The 22,305-nt window shown below is 41.5% G+C and carries 20 protein-coding genes; 8 read left to right on the forward strand and 12 right to left on the reverse strand.

Annotated features, from left to right (window positions below; all coding sequences use genetic code 11):
- Positions 1–163 precede the first annotated feature (163 nt).
- Both ycaC and PR834_RS14045 read right to left on the reverse strand, forming a co-directional pair.
- Entirely contained in the window at positions 164–790 is a 627-nt protein-coding gene (ycaC, locus tag PR834_RS14040; protein WP_272536720.1) for an isochorismate family cysteine hydrolase YcaC, read from the reverse strand.
- A 137-nt stretch (positions 791–927) separates the two neighbouring features.
- On the reverse strand, positions 928–1,137 hold the full coding sequence (locus PR834_RS14045; protein ID WP_004260921.1) for a YdgH/BhsA/McbA-like domain containing protein: 210 nt from the start codon (positions 1,135–1,137) through the stop codon (positions 928–930).
- A gap of 243 nt (positions 1,138–1,380) precedes the next feature.
- Between PR834_RS14045 and cbrC the strand changes: the two genes are divergently transcribed.
- The gene (gene cbrC / locus PR834_RS14050; protein ID WP_272525491.1) at positions 1,381–1,968 is read left to right on the forward strand and encodes a PF03691 family colicin E2 tolerance protein CbrC; all 588 of its coding nucleotides are present in this window, start codon (positions 1,381–1,383) and stop codon (positions 1,966–1,968) included.
- 49 nt (positions 1,969–2,017) lie between these two features.
- Here the strand turns inward: cbrC and PR834_RS14055 are convergent, their stop codons facing one another.
- The 5 genes from PR834_RS14055 to PR834_RS14075 form a co-directional block, all read right to left on the reverse strand.
- On the reverse strand, positions 2,018–2,812 hold the full coding sequence (locus PR834_RS14055) for an inositol monophosphatase family protein (RefSeq protein ID WP_272536721.1): 795 nt from the start codon (positions 2,810–2,812) through the stop codon (positions 2,018–2,020).
- Between the two features lie 101 nt (positions 2,813–2,913).
- Positions 2,914–3,387 carry a DUF6882 domain-containing protein gene (locus PR834_RS14060; RefSeq protein WP_094961408.1) on the reverse strand — a complete coding sequence of 158 codons (474 nt, stop codon included), beginning with the start codon at positions 3,385–3,387 and terminating at the stop codon, positions 2,914–2,916.
- Between the two features lie 3 nt (positions 3,388–3,390).
- Entirely contained in the window at positions 3,391–4,326 is a 936-nt protein-coding gene (gene uriH, locus PR834_RS14065; RefSeq protein WP_272536722.1) for a uridine-preferring nucleoside hydrolase UriH, read from the reverse strand.
- A gap of 98 nt (positions 4,327–4,424) precedes the next feature.
- Complete coding sequence (locus PR834_RS14070) at positions 4,425–6,584, reverse strand: ornithine decarboxylase (protein ID WP_272536723.1); 2,160 nt, start codon at positions 6,582–6,584, stop codon at positions 4,425–4,427.
- Between the two features lie 272 nt (positions 6,585–6,856).
- Complete coding sequence (locus tag PR834_RS14075) at positions 6,857–7,876, reverse strand: mechanosensitive ion channel family protein (RefSeq protein ID WP_096864598.1); 1,020 nt, start codon at positions 7,874–7,876, stop codon at positions 6,857–6,859.
- A gap of 143 nt (positions 7,877–8,019) precedes the next feature.
- Between PR834_RS14075 and PR834_RS14080 the strand changes: the two genes are divergently transcribed.
- Complete coding sequence (locus PR834_RS14080) at positions 8,020–8,427, forward strand: DUF2750 domain-containing protein (RefSeq protein ID WP_094961411.1); 408 nt, start codon at positions 8,020–8,022, stop codon at positions 8,425–8,427.
- Between the two features lie 34 nt (positions 8,428–8,461).
- Here the strand turns inward: PR834_RS14080 and PR834_RS14085 are convergent, their stop codons facing one another.
- From PR834_RS14085 to rbsK, 3 genes are all read right to left on the reverse strand, one after another.
- The gene (locus PR834_RS14085) at positions 8,462–9,478 is read right to left on the reverse strand and encodes an aldose 1-epimerase family protein (protein ID WP_272536724.1); all 1,017 of its coding nucleotides are present in this window, start codon (positions 9,476–9,478) and stop codon (positions 8,462–8,464) included.
- A gap of 63 nt (positions 9,479–9,541) precedes the next feature.
- Positions 9,542–10,849: an L-fucose:H+ symporter permease gene (fucP, locus tag PR834_RS14090; protein WP_004260949.1), complete on the reverse strand. Its 1,308-nt coding sequence runs from the start codon at positions 10,847–10,849 to the stop codon at positions 9,542–9,544.
- A 108-nt stretch (positions 10,850–10,957) separates the two neighbouring features.
- On the reverse strand, positions 10,958–11,887 hold the full coding sequence (rbsK, locus tag PR834_RS14095) for a ribokinase (protein ID WP_094961414.1): 930 nt from the start codon (positions 11,885–11,887) through the stop codon (positions 10,958–10,960).
- A gap of 168 nt (positions 11,888–12,055) precedes the next feature.
- Between rbsK and deoC the strand changes: the two genes are divergently transcribed.
- Positions 12,056–12,724, forward strand: a complete 669-nt coding sequence (gene deoC, locus PR834_RS14100; RefSeq protein WP_004260954.1) for a deoxyribose-phosphate aldolase — start codon at positions 12,056–12,058, stop codon at positions 12,722–12,724.
- A gap of 55 nt (positions 12,725–12,779) precedes the next feature.
- Positions 12,780–13,559 carry a DNA-binding transcriptional repressor DeoR gene (gene deoR, locus PR834_RS14105; RefSeq protein ID WP_004260957.1) on the forward strand — a complete coding sequence of 260 codons (780 nt, stop codon included), beginning with the start codon at positions 12,780–12,782 and terminating at the stop codon, positions 13,557–13,559.
- Positions 13,560–13,601: 42 nt separating this feature from the next.
- On the opposite strand, the gene rnz is transcribed toward deoR, so the two are convergent.
- Entirely contained in the window at positions 13,602–14,516 is a 915-nt protein-coding gene (rnz, locus tag PR834_RS14110; protein ID WP_262960798.1) for a ribonuclease Z, read from the reverse strand.
- Between the two features lie 234 nt (positions 14,517–14,750).
- On the opposite strand from rnz, the gene PR834_RS14115 reads away from it, so the two are divergent.
- Positions 14,751–16,919, forward strand: a complete 2,169-nt coding sequence (locus PR834_RS14115) for an inverse autotransporter beta domain-containing protein (protein WP_272525490.1) — start codon at positions 14,751–14,753, stop codon at positions 16,917–16,919.
- Between the two features lie 88 nt (positions 16,920–17,007).
- Here the strand turns inward: PR834_RS14115 and rtcR are convergent, their stop codons facing one another.
- Complete coding sequence (gene rtcR, locus PR834_RS14120; RefSeq protein WP_164564484.1) at positions 17,008–18,591, reverse strand: RNA repair transcriptional activator RtcR; 1,584 nt, start codon at positions 18,589–18,591, stop codon at positions 17,008–17,010.
- A gap of 485 nt (positions 18,592–19,076) precedes the next feature.
- Between rtcR and PR834_RS14125 the strand changes: the two genes are divergently transcribed.
- From PR834_RS14125 to PR834_RS14135, 3 genes are read left to right on the forward strand one after another with little or no spacing between them, the layout of a single operon-like run.
- Positions 19,077–20,195 carry a slipin family protein gene (locus tag PR834_RS14125; protein ID WP_272536725.1) on the forward strand — a complete coding sequence of 373 codons (1,119 nt, stop codon included), beginning with the start codon at positions 19,077–19,079 and terminating at the stop codon, positions 20,193–20,195.
- Between the two features lie 2 nt (positions 20,196–20,197).
- Complete coding sequence (locus tag PR834_RS14130) at positions 20,198–21,424, forward strand: RtcB family protein (protein WP_272536726.1); 1,227 nt, start codon at positions 20,198–20,200, stop codon at positions 21,422–21,424.
- 24 nt (positions 21,425–21,448) lie between these two features.
- Positions 21,449–22,243, forward strand: coding sequence for a nucleotidyltransferase domain-containing protein (locus PR834_RS14135; RefSeq protein ID WP_262960801.1), 795 nt, complete (start codon positions 21,449–21,451; stop codon positions 22,241–22,243).
- Positions 22,244–22,305 lie beyond the last annotated feature (62 nt).

Below are 22,305 nucleotides of genomic sequence, written 5' to 3' on the forward strand. Positions count from 1 at the left end.
CAAGCAAAAACAGCAGGCTATTATAACATAGAGCGAATTAAGTGCGATGATGACGAAAATGAGCGGCTGAACTCAGTTAATTTAACGAAATAACCCCCGATATGAGCAATGTCATATCGAGGATTTTTAAACCAATTATGTCATTTTAATACTCAGTCACGCACTATTTTTTCGCAGAAAGCAGTGCATAGCTGGTCATTAAATTACGGTAATCAGGGATATGGTTTGAAAACAAAGTGCCTAACCCTTCCACATCATTACGCCAATCACGGTGTAATTCACAAGCGGCACCAAACCAGCTCATCAATTGAACACCTGCTTTTGACATTCTATCCCACGCGGCATCACGTGTAATCGGGTTAAATGTACCTGAGGCATCAGTGATCACAAAAACTTCATAGCCTTCTTCCAGTGCAGATAGTGCAGGAAATGCCACGCATACTTCAGTCACAACACCGGCAATAATCAGCTGTTTTTTACCTGTGGCTTTGACAGCTTTAACGAACTCTTCGTTATCCCACGCGTTGATTTGACCAGGGCGAGCAATGAAAGGGGCATCAGGAAATGTTTCTTTTAATTCAGGAACTAACGGGCCATTAGGACCATCTTCAAAAGATGTAGTCAAAATAGTTGGTAAGTTAAAATATTTTGCCAAATCGGCCAGTGCTAACACGCTGTTCTTGAATTTATCTGGGTCTTGGTCACGAACTAGCGATAACAAACCCGTTTGATGGTCAACAAGTAATACAGCTGCATTATCTTTATCTAGGCGGTTATATTTGAAACTCATATCAACGACTCCTCAATGATTAGAAAAGTACTCTATGTGGGTTCAGATAAAACAAAAGTGGTATTTAATCTGCTTATCGCGCCTAAAACACCACTTTTTATCAAAAATATTTCAACAAGATGAATTCACACAATTCGTTATTTAGTTTCTGCGCTCATTGTGACAAAATTCCCCATACGAGCACTGGTAATTGTATAGCTATCTGCGCCCGCTGCTTTAGCTTTAGCTGCAATTTTCGCTTCTGTTGAAGCTAGCGTATCACCTGTTGCGGTGATTGTTGCTGCTGATGCACCAAATGCGACGAAAGATAATACAGAAGCTGCCATCAAAGTTTTTAACATGTTCATAGTCTAATTCCTTCATTTTTTATTCGATGAGACAACCCTTGTTGTCTGCGATGAAGGCATCATATCGACAATGTTATTTAGGTTAAAGCTAATAATATAGCTCAATTTATTCAAATTAACTGAATAATGTACTTTATCTGAAACTCACAATGGAATAAAACCGAAAGATATAATCAAGCAGCCTTGTGGTATGCTTTCCCAAAGTTGGTTTACTTCTCGCGCAACCTTTAATAGGAACTGTATATGCCACTCAATAACCGAACACTCCCTACATTTAGGTACCACCCGAACCCTATTGAAACAGAAGCTTTTCTGACGGATAAAACAGTAACCTGTGATTGTTGTAAGCAACCTACTGATATTTATTATGAAAGCCCGTTTTATTCTACTGAGGATATTGATGCTTTGTGTCCTTGGTGTATTGCTGATGGTTCTGCCAGTGCAAAATTTGATGGTGAGTTTCAAGACCCTGCCAGTGTTGAAGGTATTGATTGCGAATATGACGAGGACGGCGAGTTTTCACATACTCTAAACCTCTACCCTACTGAAATGTTTGATGAACTAATTAAACGAACACCGGGCTATCAAGGGTGGCAACAAGAAATTTGGCTCGCACACTGCCAAGAGCCTTGTGAATTCATAGGCTATGTTTACTGGGATGACATCAAAGATAGACTCGATGAATTTGTTTCCCTTGAAAATGATATCGCTGATTATGGTTTTTCAATTTCAGAGCTCGCGAATATTCTCCATCAAGATAGCTCTGCTCAAGGTTATTTATTCCGTTGTTTACATTGCAAAAAACTACGTTTGCATTTTGATTTTAGCTAATTTATATCAACTAAATCGCGTGAAGAGGCTTATCTTCACGCTCTCATCTTCAACTATTCATCAGTTCAATAATTTGCTCCGCTAATTCTGGCGTTGCGGCTGATAGCAAGCTTCCCGCAAACATGGCTTGCTTACGCTGTCCATTTAATGCACAAACTTCCCCGCCCGCCTCTCGGATACACGGAATAAGTGCCGCACTATCCCAAGGTTTCATAATGGTATCAATCGCACCATGAATGCGGCCGCTGGCAACCATGGCATGCTGATAAGCGTCATTAGCAAAAATGAAATCCCTTGCTTGGCCCACAACCGCATCCAAATGATAAATTTGCGCCCCTTCTCGGGAATCATAATTACTATTATGAATGCCTGATGCGCTTACCACTGCTTCTGATAATGATTTAGGCGATTGGCTTTCGAGTTTAAGCTGTCTTGGAGCCTGACTAGCTGTTTGCACCCAGCACCCTTCCCCTTGTGAAGCAAAGTAGAGTGTGGATATCGCGGGAAAACTAATCACACTAAGTAATGGTTCCCCATTTTCCACATAAGCAATTAACGTACTAAATAACGGCACTCCATAAATAAATGCACGCGTACCATCAATCGGGTCAATTACCCAACCAGAACTGAATTGCTGCTCACCGACAAAGCCAAACTCCTCACCTAAAACAGCGATATTCGGTGTTTTTTGTGCAAAGAATGCCCTAATTTCTTCTTCAACTCGGGTATCCGTTTCCGTAACTACGGAACGATCGGGTTTATAATCAAACTTTCCCGCCCCTTCAAAAGCGTCTACTGTCATGGTTTTGACTAATTTAGCGGCTTCGAGTGCAATATCTAACATGACCAAGCTCCTCATTGAAAAAGAAAATGAGTATAACGGATAGGTTATGGAATAAAGGCGCTAAAATGCCTTATCGACCAGAGATAAAGCACCAATACAACCTAAATTTGTTTAAGAGAAACTTCACCAAATGTCATAAATACCAAAGTATGCCCCGCAATTCCACGGTACACCCCTTGCTGATTATTGAGTTCGCAAGCCAATGCCGTTAATTGCCATGCGTCATACTCCTCGATTTGACTAATGCGGGCGGTTAATAATGCGTTGTCTTTCCGCTCGCCATAAGCTTTCACCGCGATTGCATCTTGTGTTAAAGCGCTGTCGATAGAACTGTTTGCCCAGCTCCACATCCAACTGCCTTGGCTTTGGTCATAAGTACCAACAATTTGAACGGGCGCTGTTGCCATTATATTGTCAGGCGCATGAAAAATAATGGTTCCTTCGTCTTGGTTCACTGACCAATCGGCTTCATCTAATTTCCATGTATCACAATGAAATTGGTTTTTGGCCTGTAACGCATTCATGCTACGTTCAATTAATGCCTCATAAGGCATTTGTTCTATTTCATTATCCATTTATTACCCAATATTTTTTAATGCGTTGATAATCAACTGCCAAAATTTATGATGGTCTAATTTAACAGCAACTTGAGTATGGCAATTTTCAGGCGCAGGATGGCGGAAGTCAGCCACCGTCATGCCTAACGTGTGCGTCCCAGTCAGTTCAATATTTACAGGCACTTTTTGTGTGGTCATTACGTTAGGGTCAATAACATAAGCAACCGCACAAGGGTCGTGTACTGGCGGAGCATCAAAGCCTTGAGCTTGCTTGTACATTTTCCCAAAAAAATCCAGTAGTTCGACGACAAATTGTGAACAATCACTGCCAATCGCAGCAATTTGTTTCACTACATCAGGAGTTGCTAGCGCTTGATGGGTAAGGTCTAAGCCCACCATGGTTAACGGCCATTTTTCATTGAAAACAATATGAGCCGCTTCTGGGTCAATTTTGATGTTAAATTCAGCTACCGCACTCCAATTCCCAACATGATAGCCCCCTCCCATCAGCACCACTTCTTTAACTCGTTCGACAATGCGAGGTTCAAGACGAGCAGCAAGCGCAATATTCGTTAATGCGCCAGTAGGAACTAAAGTCACCGTTTTAGGCGAGTGAGACATAATGGTTTCGATAATCAGTGAAACTGCATGTCTTTCATCAAGCTTCAATGTTGGTGTCGGTAATACAGGCCCATCAAGCCCTGATTCCCCATGAATATCAGGCGCAACTTCAATTTCCCGAACTAAAGGGCGTACCGAGCCCGCGGCAAATGGAATACCGCTAATCTTCGCCATTTCAGCGATAGCTAGTGCATTATGAGTGACTTTTTCGAGGGTTTGATTACCAGCAACGGTTGTTACCGCCAATAATTCAATGTCAGGGTTACCATAAGCCAGTAATAAAGCGATAGCGTCGTCATGGCCGGGGTCACAATCGAGGATTATTTTTTTGCTCATACCTTACCTTATTAAAATTGGAGTCAGAAATGGCACTGACCCCAATTTAACCAGCTAGCAAGGTAAAATCTATGCTTACTATCTGAATACTTAGAAATTTATTTTAAAACATGCGCATAGACACGTTTTTTCTCACCTTCATTTTTCGAAATATACACACCTTGTAACTCAGGAGCAAAGCCCGGTAATGCATTAATACCCGTTTCTAGTGCTTTGAAATAACGCAGTACTGGCCCCGACCACACTTCCCCAGGTACGACACATAATACGCCCGGTGGATACGGTAATGCCCCTTCAACGGCAATACGCCCTTCCAATTCATCTAATGGCAATAATTCACAGTTACCACGAATAAACTCTAAATGTGCTTGTTGAGGTGCCATTTTCACTTCCGGGAAGTGAGCTTTACGGAACATCTCTTTTTGCAGCTGTTTAATATTGTCATTAACGCTGAGTTGGTGCATCTCTTGGCATAAACGGCGTAATGTATAACCCTGATAATGGTCTTGATAACGCTGATAAACCGAAGGCAATACATCTTCTAATAACGCATCTTCATCCAGTAGCTGTTCGAAACGGACTAAATGGGATACTAGCAGTTCCAGTTTTTCACGGGTTTCTGCGGGTGTTAACAAAAATAAAATTGAATTTAAGTCACATTTTTCAGGGATCATGCCGTGTTCACGTAAAAAATGCGCCAAAATCGTCGCAGGCACGCCAAAAGCGTCATATTCTCCACTTTCGACATCAATACCTGGCGTCGTTAGCATCAATTTACAGGGGTCAACGAAGTATTGGTCCTGTGCATAGCCATCAAACGCATGCCAACGTTCTTGCGGTATGAAGTTAAAGAAGCGTTGCTCAGCAGCGATTTGCTCTGTTGGGTATTCGTGCCATAACTTGCCATCAACGATTTCAGGAACAAAAGGCTTAAAATAACGGCAGTGCTGAAGTATCGATTTTCTTACCTCAATCCCCACTTTCACGCAGTCCATCCACATCATTTTACCTGCATTACCTTGGTGAATACGTGCATTGACATCTAAAGAGGCAAACAAGGGATAAAATGGGCTCGTCGAGGCGTGCATCATAAAAGCATTGTTGAGTTTTTTGTGTGAAACAAAGCGCTCTTGCCCCTTGATGTGGTTATCTTTTTTATGGATTTGTGACGCTTGTGAGAAACCAGCCAGTTGTTTATGAACTGACTGAGTCACCATAATACCGGGGTCATTTTCATTTAATTCAAGTAGCAATGGCGAGCACTGGCGCATCATTGGAATAAATTGTTCATACCCCACCCACGCAGAATCAAATAAAATGTAATCACACAAATGTCCAATTTTATCAACCACTTGCCTTGCGTTATACACAGTACCGTCATAAGTTCCAAGTTGGATCACCGCTAAGCGAAATGGCCGTTGGGCTTGTGCTTTTTCAGGCATCACTTCTTGGATGAGTTCACGTAGGTAAGCGTCTTCGAAACAATGTGCATCAATGCCGCCAATAAAACCAAAAGGATTACGTGCCGTTTCTAGGTAGACCGGTGTTGCCCCCGCCTGTATCAGCGCCCCATGGTGGTTTGATTTATGATTATTACGATCGAACAAAACTAAATCACCCGGTGTTAATAGCGCATTTAGCACGACTTTGTTGGATGATGAGGTGCCATTTAAGACAAAATAAGTTTTGTCCGCATTGAAAACTTTCGCGGCAAATTTTTGTGCCTCTTTCGCTGCGCCCTCGTGGATCAATAAATCGCCCATTGCCACATCGGCATTGCATAAATCGGTACGAAACAGGTTTTCACCATAAAATTGATAAAACTGCTCCCCTGTTGGGTGGCGACGGAAAAATTGGCCGCCTTGGTGCCCCGGACAGGCGAAAGTCACATTATGGCCCGCAGCATAATCCATCATTCGAGCAAAAAATGGCGGTAATAACTGCTCAAGGTACTGATTTGCAGCATCGAGCAATTGACGGCTATTTTCTTCACGAGCAGCCGGGGATGGCGGTAATAGCGCCGTTAAATAAGGTGGTAAATTTTCATCGGTTGGCAGCTGTTTATCACTAATGATAAACAGCGGAATACTCAGCTGACTCTCAACAACTCTTTCCCACAGCCCTTGGTTGGCATCTTGTTCAGATAGCACGACAGCGGCAATATTGTTTAACTGTGCATCGCGAATATCTACCCACTGAAATTCATTAGTGAAATAGATTGCGACCCCCTGGCTACATGCCACATTGATTTTGTTCATAGCAGTCTGGCTCTTAGTTAGCTGAGGAAAAGAGGCGGACAATATACTTGATAGATCAGGGAATTGAAATGACTAGCATGGTAAGAAAAGAGGGCAAGATTTGGAAAGTCGAATATATTTTATAAGCCACTGGTTAATAGCATAAAAATTCTATCTCATCACACCCCACTCCCCCATACTTCAGGCCGTCATAAAGATAATAAAAAGATAAATTAACCAATTAACCCTGTGAACACCACAAATTAATCGGTCAATTTATCCGTAATGGGACGTTAGTTGTTTTTTTCCACATACAAAGTCTGTGATGGGAATGCAAAGTCAGCATCGTGGCGTTTAACTATCTCAATGATCTTCAAATACACCGCTTGCTGTGCGGCTAGCCATTCAGCCCAAACCGTTGTTTTGGTAAAGCAATACACCATAATATTTAACGAAGAGTCGGCAAAAGCATCGAAATAAACTAATAAGGTTTGGCTGGTATCGATATTTGCATCTTGTTGTAACATCGTGCGGATATCATCGACAATAGCTCCAATTTTGTCTGAATCTTCGTAACGCAAACCAATTTCAGTTTTGATACGTCGGTTAGTCATGCGCCCCGGGTTTTCCACACTAATAGAAGAAAAAACCGAGTTGGGAATGTATAGCGGACGGTGGTCAAACGTAATAATTTTAGTGATCCGCCAGCCGATTTCAACCACCGTGCCTTCAATGTTTCTATCCGGTGAACTGACCCAATCGCCAATATTGAAGGGCCGGTCAAAGTAGAGCATTAACCCAGAGAAAAAATTACTCAGGATATCTTTACCGGCCATACCGATAGCAATACCGCCAATCCCGCCAAACGCCATCAAACCAGAAAGGCTCATCCCAAAATGCTCGCCAAACAGCAGTACCATAATGACAAATATCGCTGTTTTAAACACGCGGGCAACAATACGTGCCGAAGTGGGGTCACTGCCTTTTTTAATCTGTGCTTTTTCTAATCGGTTCGCTAGTTGGAACAGTTTTCGCATTAAAATCAATGCAATCAATGAGATGGTAATAAAATTAACCAGAGAAGTGGAAATAAAGGTTAAATCAAAATCTTTTGCGGCCATGTCTACATATTGAGCAATAACAATAACCACGCCACACAGCACAACAGTTTGAATCACATTGATCAAAATACTTTTGCGCTTATGTTTATGCTTACGGCGTTTATGTACAATCTCAAAAGCTAAATAGATTGCGAGAAAAGTCGCAATTAAGGTCATACCAATCGCATATTTTTCAAGTAATGCTTCTATCATTTCTAACCGCCCTAAAATTTACCTGATAGATCTTATTTTTATTTGTTTTACTGTGTATTGTTTTTCGTTATCTTGTTATTAAGATAACAATTATAAAGATAATTTTCCCAATAATTATCAGGTACTTTTTAGATTATCCAATAATGAATAACAACCTATTTTCCCCAAATGATAAAGAAATAAAAAATGTCCATGCGCTTAGACCATACCAACAGTATAACTATTTTGTCGGTAAAATCGCTGACTGGGAACAGGTATGGAGCCTCGGTGATGGGAAAAATCTCGTTACCGCATGGAATGATGAAAAATGTCTTTTTCTCCCCTTATGGCCTGCCAAAGCATTTGTTGAGTTGTGTTTAACGGGTGAATGGGCAAATTTTACGCCAATGCTATTTACCCTTAAACACCTGATGACAGAAATTCTGCCTGATATGCATGAAGCAAATATTAAGGTTGCGTTGATGATGCAGTCTGATGGGGAAAAAACATTAGTTTATGATGCCGCGGCGCTTCTGCGCGATTTAGAAGAAGAATGTCAGCAATATGAGTAAAAGGCAGCAATGTGCTGCCTTTGTGAAGTAAAAACTACTTTTCAACACCGGTAGTGACAGTAAATTCACGAGTTTGCCCTGCCTCTAACCAAATCAGTGTTTGGTTATTTTTCGCCGCAAGGAAACCTTCTGGACGACAAGTTGCAGGGAGTACAAATGCGCCAACTTTTTGGTCACCATTATACAAAATCCAACGAGTTGCATAATTTAGCTCATTAGATTTAAAACGCGTTACAAACGTATCTCCTGCGGGTGAAACCATTCTAAACTCAGGCGTTGCGGTATATTGGCTAAGATCATCCATAAAAAACACAATTTCAGGGTCACACATTTGTGGCTGATTAAGCTGATTTAATGTGACTTTGCCAGATTTCAACGCTTCATTAAATGCGAGCCATTTTTCAGTTGGCTGTACATGCCCCGGTATTGATTCACGCAATTTAATCGCATTTTCGGGGATATTTTGTGTCAATGTTGCATTCTCCACGTAAGCATAATTCATATGGCACATATATTGGAGAGGCATAGGCACCGATGCTAAATTGGTGACTGACATATGAATATCAAATAATGCACTATCTGAGTTTAATTGCACTGACGGTATCGCACGATAATGGTGACCAAAACCCATCACATACTCATATTCGCCGACAACTTTCAAACTTTCGCCTGTCAGTTCCAGCCAAGCGCTATCCATTGATGCACAAGGCATTTCCCCATGTAATGGGTGAGAATCTTCTGGAGAAGGGCAACCATTGCTGATTAAACCTGAATGGAATGCAAAGCAACCGTAGGTTTCAACTACCGTTGGAACCAGTTTTGGCGCTGAAAACATATTTTCCATTTTCAGATTTTGGCCACAAAATTGTGCATCCCAAATCATTTGTCCTAAAAAAGGTAAAATCGTTAAATACCCTTGCTGATTTTCAATTCGTAGCCCTTCCACGCCAGTTTGGTAACGAAATGCAGTGGCAGTAAATTGGTTATTTTTTAAAATAAGCATCGGGTTTTCCGTAAATAAGCTTTTGTGAAGAGGTATCAATGTATTCATTTTCATACTCACGGTTTAATAAGATAAATGGAATTGGGTAGCTCACACTACCCAATTTGAGCACTATTTTGCAGCTTGTTTGGCTTTAAAGCGGCGTTCACCAACGAAGTAAATACCGACATACACGAAGCACAGCATGGAAACGAGGAATGAAAGTTGTAATGAGTGCAGCATATCTGCGACATAGCCTTGAACGGCAGGAACAACCGCAGCACCGACAATCGCCATCACAATGACCGCCCCAGCCATTTCGGTATGCTCATTATCAACGGTATCCAAAGTACCTGCATAAATGGTTGCCCAGCAAGGTCCAAACAAAATACTCACCATGACCGCTGCATACACCGCAGTGAAACTCGGAATAAACGCAACATAAATCAGGAACAACGCCCCAATCACCGAGTAGATAATTAGGACTTTTTCTGCATTAAAGCGAGTCATTAGAATATTGGCGATAAACTTCCCAATAAAGAAACAGGCAAAGCTATACACCATAAAGTTTGAGGCATCGCGTTCGTTAATATCCCCCATCTCTAATGCGAGACGAATGGTAAATGACCACACAGCCACTTGCATACCGACATATAAAAATTGGGCAATAATTCCTTTTCTAAAGCGGCTATTTTTCGCTAAATATTTTAAGGTTTCTACCGCGGTTGGGCGTTTATGATCTTGAGTTTCTGCCACTTTACATTTAGGAAACTTGGTAATAAGGAATAAAATCATTACCACAACCAATACCATAATCATATAACGGTAAGGTTCGAGGGTATTTTCCAACATGGCTAAACGGAATTCATGAATTTGTTCCGCATTCATTCCTGCCATTTGGTTTTGTAAACTATCCCCCTCGGAAAATACCAGATACTTACCTAGCAAGATCCCACCCGCTGCGCCAATTGGGTAGAAAGTTTGGCTAATATTTAAACGCAATGTCGCGTATTGTTTAGGCCCTATCATTGAGCTATATGTATTTGCTGCGGTTTCAAGGAAGCTTAAACCAATCGCAATGGCGAAAATAGCTGCCAAGAACATGGTGTAAGTCGCCATATGAGACGCAGGGAAGAACATACTGCAACCCGCGATGTATAGGATCAGCCCCACCATAATGGCATATTTATAACTGGTTTTTTTGATCACTAACGACGCTGGAATAGCGATTAAGAAATAACCACCATAGAATGCACTTTGCACTAAAGCAGAGGCGAAGTTACTGAGTTCAAAGACACTTTTAAACTGTGTGATTAAAATATCATTTAATGCTGCTGCACATCCCCACAATGGGAACAGGCACGATAGTAGGATAAATTGGAATAGAGGAGTCTTACTCAGGTAGCCATCCGGTAACTGAGTGATGTTCTTAATGTTCATAGTAACCCTTATATTTTTATAATTTATACCCGATGAGTGGCTATGTGGCTCTGATGACCACTTAATTATTCAAAGGGTATATAGCTACGTTGGACTATTATTATTTAGCTATTCATTAGCTGTGTTGATTTGCACAAATTCATTAAATTGCTCAACACTTGGATAAGAAGATTGAGTCCCTTTCCCTGTCACACTGAAGGCCGAAAACATCACTGCTTTTTTCAGTGCTTCTTCAATATTCCCCGTATGGACATAGTAATGAGAGAAACAGCCGATAAAGGCATCCCCTGCACCACTGGTGTCAATGGCATTCACTTTAATTGCGGGTATATGTAACTCACTGTCGCGAGTCATCCATAGCGCCCCTTTATCCCCTAATGTCACGATGACATTTTTTAACCCTTTATCCAGCAAAGACTGTGCGGCGCGACGAATGTTATCCATCGTGTCTACTGGCATATTGGTTAAAATTTCTAATTCCGTTTCATTAGGTACAAAGAAATCACATCGGCAAGCAAAATCGAGATCGAGCGTTCGTTGCGCTGGAGCGGGGTTAAGCAACACTGGGATCCCATGTTTATTGCCGAATGAAATTGCGTGATAAACCGTCTCAAGCTGGACTTCTAATTGCAGGACGATCAATTTACATTTTTTCAGATCTTCCGCTGCGCGATCGATATCTTCCGGGGATAAAAATTTATTCGCCCCTTTGACGATCAAAATGCTATTTGATGAATTTTGATTAACAAAAATAGGCGCGACACCACTTGAGGTACAAGGTACTTTTTCCACATAACGGGTGTTAATACCGTAAGACTCAAGATTGCGGATCGTATTATCTGCAAAAATATCATCGCCGACTTTGGTTAACATGATCACTTTTGAATTTAACTTAGCAGCAGCAACCGCTTGGTTCGCACCTTTACCGCCGCAACCAATTTTGAAAGCTGGCGCTTCTAACGTTTCGCCTTCTTTTGGCATTTGATCGATATAAGTGATCAAATCAACCATGTTTGAACCAATAACTGCTATATCCATAATGTCCCTCGTGTTAAATAAATCACATAATGATATGATAGTAACATTATCATGTTGCAAAAATATCATTTGTGATTAGGATCTCGAATAACGAATGATCAAGTGTTATATCTACCACATTTCCTCATTCTTTGTTGTCTATCCCACATTTATATAGGAAAGTTGAAAATGCAAGACTTAGCAAAATATATTGATCACACTTTACTTGCTGCGAATGCGACTGTCAGCGATATTACTAAACTGTGTACGGAAGCTGCTGAACACCATTTTGCCTCTGTATGTGTAAACACAGGTTATGTTCCTTTAGCCAGCGAACTTTTAAAAAACAGCGACGTTAAAGTTTGCTGTGTGGTAGGCTTTCCACTAGGGGCATGCTTAACTGAAGCCAAAGCATTTGAAGCCGCAGAAGCTGTCCGCCGTGGCGCTGATGAGGTCGATATGGTTATCAACATTGGCATGCTAAAAAGTGGCGACTTAGACTTTGTCCGTCGTGATATCGAAGCGGTATTTGCAGCCTGCGGTAAAGCAACATTAAAAGTTATTTTAGAAAACTGCCTATTAACTGATGAAGAAATTACACAAGTTTGTGAAATTTGCCGCACAATTAAAGTCGGTTTTGTGAAAACTTCAACAGGTTTCAGTACAATGGGTGCAACAGAGCACCATGTCGCCCTGATGCGTAAAGTGGTTGGCGATGAAGTCGGTGTAAAAGCCTCCGGTGGTGTGCGTGACCGTGAAACCGCAATTAAAATGATTGAAGCTGGCGCAAACCGTGTAGGTGCCAGCGCGAGTGTATCAATTGTCACAGGAACGGCGACCAAGCCGAGTGACTACTAAGTGATGGGGCGCGGTCTAACCGCGCCAATTTTGTGCATTTAAAAAGGATTGTAGGGTGATAGAAACTAAACAAAAAGAACGCCTTCGCCGTTTAAGTGAATGTTTAAAGCGTTCAGGACGCATTCATTTAAAAGAAGCCGCTAGAATACTCGAAGTTTCAGAGATGACTATCCGACGAGATCTCAGCGCAGACACAGAAGGCCCTATTCCTATGTCACTCCTTGGCGGCTATATTGTTTCTGTTACCCAACCAGCCAACTTAGCTACCCAAGAGCCGCAAGCCGATGTTTTTACCCCAGACCAGACCGAAGAACTATATATCCCTAATCTTGCCGCGAGTATGGTGACAGAAGATGATGTGATTTTCTTTGATAATGGCATTGAAATGGCCACCTTGATTTCACTCATCCCCGAAGAGATTAATTTCACTGGCATTTGTTACTCACATAATGTTTTTCTCGCCCTTAGCCAAAAGAAAAATGCCACCGCACTTTTATGTGGTGGGGAGTATCGCCCTAAAAGTGATTCTTTTTACAACCCTTCACTCCCTTCATTACTTGATTCAATCAACCCTAAAAAAGCCTTTATTTCAGCGGCTGGCGTGCACGGAAATTTTGGCGTAACTTGCTATAATCTCGATGATTTACCAATGAAGAAAAAAGCGATGGAAAAATCTATCCGTAAGATTTTACTCGCCCCTTATAACCTGTTCGATGAAGTCGCGACCGCCAATATGGGGGAATTATCACAATTTGATGTGATAGTCACAAATAGGCAGCTTTCTGATGAATATGAAACATATTGCCGTAATGGCTTTGTGAAAGTGATTTATTAAAATCGCCAATAGATTTAGCGGACAATATCTTGCCCGCTAACATTAAATCTTCACGGTTAAATAGTCTTCTGCAATTTCTGTTGCGAGGAACACCGATTGGCACTCTGCAAGCAATCTTGGTATATCTTCACTCACGTAACGACCACTAATATGGGTTGCGATAAAACGCTTAACCCCTGCCGCGCGTGCTAGCTCAGCCGCTTGTACCGTAGTCGAGTGGCCACGCTCATTGACTTTTTGAGCAAATTCAGCCTCTAAGGTGGTTTCATGGATCATCACATCGGCATTTCTCGCAAGCTCCAGTGCTTGTTCTGTCGGTTGAGTATCACCAAAAATCGCAACGACTTTACCGGGAATAGGCTCACCAAGGTAATCAGCCCCATTCACGACTCGCCCATCATCAAGAACAATGGTTTCACCCGCTTTGAGTGCTTGCATCCAAGGGCCGCGAGGAATATTGTCATTGGCTAATTTGACTGCGTCTAATGCACCACTTTTTGGATGTCCTTCAATACGATAGCCGTAGCACTCAACACGGTGGTCAAGAGCATAAGCCGTCACAATTAACTCCCCATCATCAAATAACTGCCCAGCTTCAATTTCAACGATTTCCAACGGGTATGTCATATAAGACACACTCACGGCTAATACCGTTTCAATATAGTGTTTTAACCCTTTTGGACCATAAACAGTCAGTAGGTCTGTTGCCCCACCCATTGAGCGGCTACATAACAAACCGGGGAGACCAAAAATATGGTCGCCATGTAAATGGGTAATAAATATTTTCTCAATTTTTGGCGTTTTAAATGGGCTATTTAAAATGCGATGTTGTGTCCCTTCTCCACAATCAAATAACCAGTAGCTTTTACGGATACCGACTAAATTTAATATCATACTGGTGACATTGCGCTCTTTTGTCGGCACCCCAGCACTGGTTCCTAAAAATGTTAACTCCATAACTTCCTCATCTAATTTGTTGTTTTTATTATGGTAAGATTTTTTCCAATAAAAAAATCATTTATTTTAATCTGTATAGTATTCCGTATTTTTTGATTATCAACCAAAGCCAGTTATTCCAAATATTTCCAATATACAAATCGTATTTCCATATTCATCCGATCAATTCACAAGCACTGATCATTGTCTGCCCTGAAAATAGCGATATTAATATTTATATCAGGAATATGTTCGATGAATCCCCCTTCGTCAAAATTGAAACCTAAACTACCGAACAGTTTGCTCCTCTCTACGGCAATTTGGTCTACGGCTATTTTGCCAATGGTGCCAAGTTATGCCCAAATCGTCCATTTAGACGATTTACCTACACTCGGTGGTCAGGCCATTCAATTTGAAGGAACCCAACCTGAAGATAGTACTGAACGTTTTTTAGCGGAATATGGACAAAATGCCGCAAACTTTGCTTCTGAAGAAAAAAACACCAAAAATCTGGCAGATATGGCACAAGATTACGCTCGCCATAAAGCCGCAAATATGGCGACGGATGAAATAACACATTGGTTATCCAAAGCCGGTAATGCCAGGCTAAATATTAATCTCGATAAAAAATTGTCAATTAAGACATCTCAATTAGATTGGTTAGTACCTTGGTATGAACAACAAGATTTGTTGTTATTTTCTCAGCACAGTATTCACCGCACTGATGGCCGGCTACAGACCAATAACGGTATTGGTTTACGTCATTTCCAACAAAATAGCATGATAGGGGTAAATGCTTTCTTTGATCATGATTTATCCCATTACCATTCGCGCTTAGGGTTTGGTGTGGAATATGCTCAAGATTACGTTCGAATGAGTGCGAATAGCTATTTGGGACTATCGACTTGGCGCAGTGCATCCGAATTAGCCGATGATTATAACGCACGCCCCGCCAACGGCTGGGATATTCAACTTGAAGGTTGGCTACCCACGTATGCGAATTTAGGTGCAAACCTAAAACTGGAACAATATTACGGAGATGACGTCGCTTTATTTGGCAAAAATGAGCGCCAGAAAGACCCAATGGCGGCTACCGTCGGCGTCAATTGGTCTCCATTTCCCCTGCTCGCAATAAATGCAGAACATAAAATAGGCAATAGTGGAACAAATGAGACAAATGCAAAAGTGGCGTTTAATTGGTTGCTAGGAAGGAGCTTAGCGCAACATCTTGATACTTCGGCGGTAGCGGCCACTCGCCATATTTCCACCAATCGCTATGATTTTATTAACCGTAATAACAATATTGTGTTGGAATACCAAAAGAAAAGCTTAATTTCATTATCATTACCGAAAGTTATTCAGGGTATGACAGGAGAAGAACTTTCTATTATCCGCAATTTAACCACGAAATACCCGCTAGAAAAAATAGTGATAGAAGCCCCTGAATTGATAGCCGCTGGGGGGGAAATACACCTTAATGGCAGAGAAAGTTCAGTAAAACTACCGTCTTATAAAATTGCCAATCATTCATTTAAAAACTCACAACTCAATCTTTATCGCTTAACCGTGACGGCTTATGACATTAACGGAAATGTTTCCCCACAAGCAGAAACGTTAATTGAAGTTACCAACACAGGCGCTCTCACTATCACCCATAAGAATACCGCAAAAAGAAATAATGCTGTCGCTGATGGTAAAAATACAAATATATTCACTGTAGTAATTAAAGATACTCTTGGCCACCCAGTACCCAATGCGAAAGTCAATTTCACATTGCCTGCAAATCTTAATTCTATTAATCAAAAAAATACGGGATATTATTCATTACTTAATCATTTTATGTGGAAGGCTCAGGCAGAAAAATCAGTTTCTGAACAATCCCATAGCATCATCGCTAACAGTAAAGGTGAAGCTTCCATTCAATTTACTAGTTTGGTATCAGGAAGTTATGCAATAAAAGCAAATATTGAGCATGGTACAGAAATTAATGAAATATATAACTTTAAATCCGATATTAGCCAGTCATTTATTGGTAGCGTCGATATCATTCAAAACAATGCAGTGGCAGATGGGATCAGTAAAAACAAAATTAAACTGCATATTGTGAATAATAGCCGACAAAGCATCGCAGGAGCACACGTTCACTTTGAAGCAGCAAATGCCATTATCTCACCAATTAAATTGACTGATGAATATGGAAATACAGAATTAGAAATCAGCAGCTTAGTCGAAGGTTCTATAAATATCATTGCCACCCTGAATGGCGATAGTCGAACAATACAAGTTAACTTTCTAAGGGATGGATCTGCGATAAATATTCAGCCGAGTATTGGGACTCTTTTTAAATCTACAGTAAATGAGAAAAATAGTCCTACACGCACACCGTTAGGTTTGCTAAGGCAGCTATTTCAAAAAATGAGCTAATACTGCCCATAATAAAACAAACTTAATTTAGCGGTTCTTTTAGTGTCAAAATTAGCCCCTTAATAGGGGCTTTCTACTATAAATTTTTTCAACCGTTCCCCTTCAACCCATCCCAATCCAACCCAAATTTAGCGAGATACTTTCGCAGCCTATCTGCATCATTGGGCTGTTTTTTATGTTGCCGCGAAACGGCAAACAGCTCACGCCCCGCTTCGGAAAGGGTAGATGAACGGCGACAAACTTCCAGCACTGTTGCCAGCTGTTGCTGGTCGAATAAATCAATTTCACCAATTTGCTTTGGTAATGTATTGGTTGATTTTGACTGCCATTGGGCTTGCAAACGGCCAATTTCTTCTTCGGCCACCGCTTTAGTAATACGCCCGCGTTCGGCAAACGTTGCCATCCGGCTAATGGATGCACCCAACTCACGAAAATTGCCACGCCACAGGGCCTGAGAGGAACAGGCAAACTTCACATACACATTGCGAGCTTCGCTATCAAAACGAATTTGGCTTTGTTGCTCTTGGCAAAATTTGGCTAATTCATAATCAATATTCGGTTCGATGTCTTCACGGCGGTCACGCAAGCCCGGTAACGCAAACGTCCACATATTGATACGGGCAAATAGGTCTTCACGAAATTTGCCCTCCTCCACTTGCTGCGCCAAATTACGGTGAGTCCCTGCAATTAATTGAAAATCACTGTGAATTTCTTCATCTGAACCATAAGGGAAAAAGCTTTTTTCTTCGATGGCTTTCAATAGCATTGCTTGCTCATCTAGCCCAAGTTCCGCAATTTCATCGAGAAATAAAATACCGCCATCCGCTTCTTTCAGTAACCCACGCCTTGGGTTGATTGCCCCTGTGAATGCCCCTTTTACATGGCCAAACAGCGTTGACATAGCGTTATCACCACGCAAGGTAGCGCAGTTTACTTCCACAAAGCGCCCTTTAACTTGGTGGCGACTTTCACGCAGTTGATAAATTCGCCGAGCTAAGAAAGACTTCCCCGCCCCCGTTGGCCCATTGAGTAAAATCGGGGCTTTAGAACGCAGTGCGACACGTTCGATTTGCTCAATCATGGTATTAAATGCCGCGTTGCGGGTGGCAATACCCGATTTTAAAAACGAAACCTGCTGTTGCTGCTCTGTTTGGAAACGGCTGGTGATATGGGTATAACGGCTTAAATCAAGGTCAATCACGGTATGAATGCCGATAGGGTCTTTTTCTCGCCCTTTTTGGCTCGGTGAAGTTTGAATTAATTTGGCTGGTAAATAATGAGCTTCCGTTAATAAAAACCAACAGATTTGCACCACATGGGTACCCGTAGTGATATGTACAAGATACTCTTCATTATCAGTATCAAATTGATAATGCGAAGAAAAATCCAGTAATGAGGTATAAACCTCTTCAAAATCCCACGGGTCAGCAATATCCACCTCATGCAGTACCACTTCCGTATTGGGAGAAGCTTGTTCAATATCCTCTTTCACCCGGTGCGCCATGCCATAGTCATTCACCTGATGCAGTAATTCAAAACGACCAATATCCAAATCAGGCTGTTGGCAAAGACCAACCGTTGGGCGCCATTTTGTCCAGCGATTGGCTTTTTTGCCTCTTCTATCAAGTACTGTGCCCAATACACCAATCACAACCTTACGTTTCTTGCTCATAATATTTATATAAATTTATAAGTTACGATATAAAAAGATAATAAATAGCATAATCCATTTACCATGCCAATGTTACCCACTTTTCTCTTAATATTATTTTTTACTTATTTTTCAATGCAGTAAAAATATTTATTTCATTTTAAAAAAAGTTGGCACGCTTCTGGCAATACTATATTCATCCACTGCCGGAAATTGTATGAACTGCAAGTTCAACCGGTGCAGACATGGTGGCTTAGCCACTACATGGTCTGTATGCCGCCGTCAGGAAGATACCTTGGTAATAGCCTAGCTATCAGGTTCGACTCCTGAAAAAAATACAAATCCAACTGTATAAAACTAAGCAGAAGTTAAGCTTAAAACCGCCACTCGAGAGCTTTGCCGAGTGATGAGCAGAAATTTAGACAGCCAATTTTGGCACTCTACTTTTCCCCTCACCACTTCGCTTTTTTCTTCAGTGCCGGATAAATATTGAAAAAGGAAAAATAATGAAAAAAATAAATATCGCTCAAGGACAAATCGCACTAACCTCAAAAAATGGGGATTTTAAACAATTACTGACTGCGGGTGAGCACCATTTAAACAATTGGTTCAATCGATTGACTGTGTCATTGTTCACACTTGATAACGAACCTATTGATGAAAAACTGGCAGACCACTTACGCCAATTTCACCCTGATTGGGTTGATGACCACTGTATTGACATCGCTTTGACTGATGACGAGATTGGTTTTATTTACTTGCACAATAGTTTGACAGAAATATTGCCACCAGCGACCCGTCGGTTGTATTGGAAAAATGGCAATAATTTAAAAGTGGAGCCGCAGTCGCTAGAAAATAGCGTTATTGACTCTGCATTCGTTGCACGTCTGATGGGTAAAAAACGCATTAAAGGCAATGAGTTGGCCTTGATTAGCCAAGTACCTGCATGGCATGTCGGTATGTTAAAAATTGATGGTGAGATACAAGATTTATTACAACCGGGAACTTACGGTTATTGGAAAATCAACCACAAACCGGAAGTTGAGATAATAGACACCCGTTTACAATCATTAGAAATTAGCGGACAAGAGATTTTAACCAAAGACAAAGTCACATTACGCATCAACCTGTGCGCCAACTGGCGCTATCACGATATTTTACTGGCGTTCTCAAAATTGAGTCAGCCTGTAGAGCATTTATATCGTGAATTGCAGTTTTCAATACGAGAAATCGTGGGGACTCGAACCTTAGATGAACTATTAGAAAACAAACAATTAGTCGATGAGCTGATGTTAGCTCAAGTCGCGCAATGTGTGGCTGAATTTGGCCTAGAAATTGACAGTATCGGTGTAAAGGACATCATTTTGCCTGGGGATATGCGCACTATTTTATCTCAAGTGGTAGAAGCCGAAAAATCAGCACAAGCTAACGTGATCCGCCGTCGCGAAGAAACTGCCGCGACTCGTTCACTGTTAAATACCGCAAAAGTGATGGAAAACAACCCAGTTGCACTGCGCTTAAAAGAGCTTGAGACCTTAGAAAGTATCGCACATCGAATCGACCAAATTTCCGTTTACGGTGGATTAGATCAAGTATTAAACGGATTGGTAAAAATTAAGGAATAACAATGAATAACAATAACTTTAATCAATTAATTCAAGAAAATGGCGTACCTGTAAAAATGTGGACCAACGGTGTGCCTGTAGATCCTAAAGCGGTAACACAACTACAAAACACCGCTAAAATGCCGTTTATTTTTAAGCACCTTGCGGTAATGCCTGATGTACATGTTGGGAAAGGTTCAACCATCGGGAGCGTGATCCCAACCAAAGGCGCCATTATTCCTGCGGCGGTTGGCGTGGATATTGGTTGCGGGATGATTGCGGTAAAAACGTCCTTAACGGCATCGGATTTGCCGGATAGCTTGCAAAACATCCGGTTTGCTATTGAAGCCGCGGTTCCGCACGGTCGAACTACACATCGACATGGACGTGATAAAGGAGCTTGGCATCGTACACCGGATATTGTCGATACCCACTGGGCGCATTTGGATGAAGAGTTCAAACGTATCTGTGATAAATACCCAAAACTGCGTGGAACCAATCATTACAACCACTTAGGAACATTGGGAACGGGGAACCACTTTATTGAGCTGTGCTTAGATGAACAAGACCGCGTGTGGGTAATGCTTCATAGCGGGTCACGTGGTGTAGGAAACGCGATTGGTAATCTGTTTATCACCTTAGCGCAAAAAGATATGCAACAGCATATCGCTAATTTGCCAGATAGAGACCTTGCGTATTTCGAAGAAGGAAGCGTGCATTTTAATGACTATATGGAAGCGGTAAGTTGGGCGCAGGACTTTGCTCGCCATAACCGTGAAGTGATGATGCACCGCGTGCTGGAAGCACTATCACGCGAAATTCCAAAACCGTTTATCACTGAACAAGAAGCCGTAAATTGCCATCATAACTATGTGCAAAAAGAGCAGCACTTTGGTGAAGAAGTACTGGTAACCCGAAAAGGTGCCGTGTCGGCTCGAAAAGGCCAAATGGGGATCATTCCAGGGTCTATGGGAGCCAAAAGTTTTATCGTGCGCGGTTTAGGTGACGAAGAAAGTTTTTGCTCCTGTAGCCACGGCGCAGGCCGTGTAATGAGCCGAACAGAAGCCAAAAAACGTTTCTCAGTCAGCGACCAAAAAATGGCGACCGCCCATGTGGAATGCCGTAAAGACAGTGATGTGATTGACGAAATACCGATGGCGTACAAAGACATCGACGCAGTAATGGCTGCGCAATCATCATTAGTAGAAATTGTTCATACCCTACGCCAAGTGGTGTGTGTGAAGGGTTAAAGATAAAAAGTAACAGGAGAAAGCATGGAAACTGACCATGAAAGTGTATCCGTGCTGATGAAAGAACGGATAGGTAAAACACTCAAAGAAATAGAAGAAACTCATCACGTTAAAATATTATTTGCGTGTGAGTCTGGAAGTCGCGGTTGGGGCTTTGCCTCCCGCGACAGCGACTATGATGTTCGATTTATCTATGTTCACAAACTTGATTGGTACCTAACGCTAGATAAAAAGCGCGATGTGATAGAAAAGCCAATTGATGATGAGCTGGATGTATCGGGTTGGGAGCTATCTAAGGCATTGAAATTAATGCGTAATTCTAACCCTGCATTAATAGAGTGGTTGCATTCACCCATTGTTTATTTTAAGGATGAAGCATTTTTTGCTCAACTGGAGCAACTGGCTGCGCAATTTTATTCACCATTAAAATCACGCTATCACTATTTATCAATAAGTAAGCGTAATTTACATACTGACTTTAAAGGTGAGCGCGTTAAACTGAAAAAATATCTTTATCTGCTGCGTGCGGTATTAGCCCTGCGTTGGATAGAAGTAAGTAAGAGCATGCCACCAATGGCATTTTCTGAATTAGTCGCGGCCACAGTTACCGATAACAAGGTACTCACAGAGATAGATGAATTGCTGGTTATTAAGCACCAAGCAGTTGAAAGTGATTATGGCGCGAGGCGACCAGCTATTGATAAGCTCGTTTTGGAAGTTATTGCCAACGCAGAGCGAATGCAATTTCCTGAGCCCGCTTGCCGTGACAGCCGATTATTAGACGAGTTTTTGCGTACAATTGTGCTAGCAAATAATTGACTATCATGATTCAAAAAAAAAAGACCATCAGAACATTTTTGATGGTCTTTTTCTTTAATAAT

The organism is Providencia sp. PROV182, assembly GCF_028480325.1.
Lineage (GTDB): Bacteria > Pseudomonadota > Gammaproteobacteria > Enterobacterales > Enterobacteriaceae > Providencia > Providencia hangzhouensis.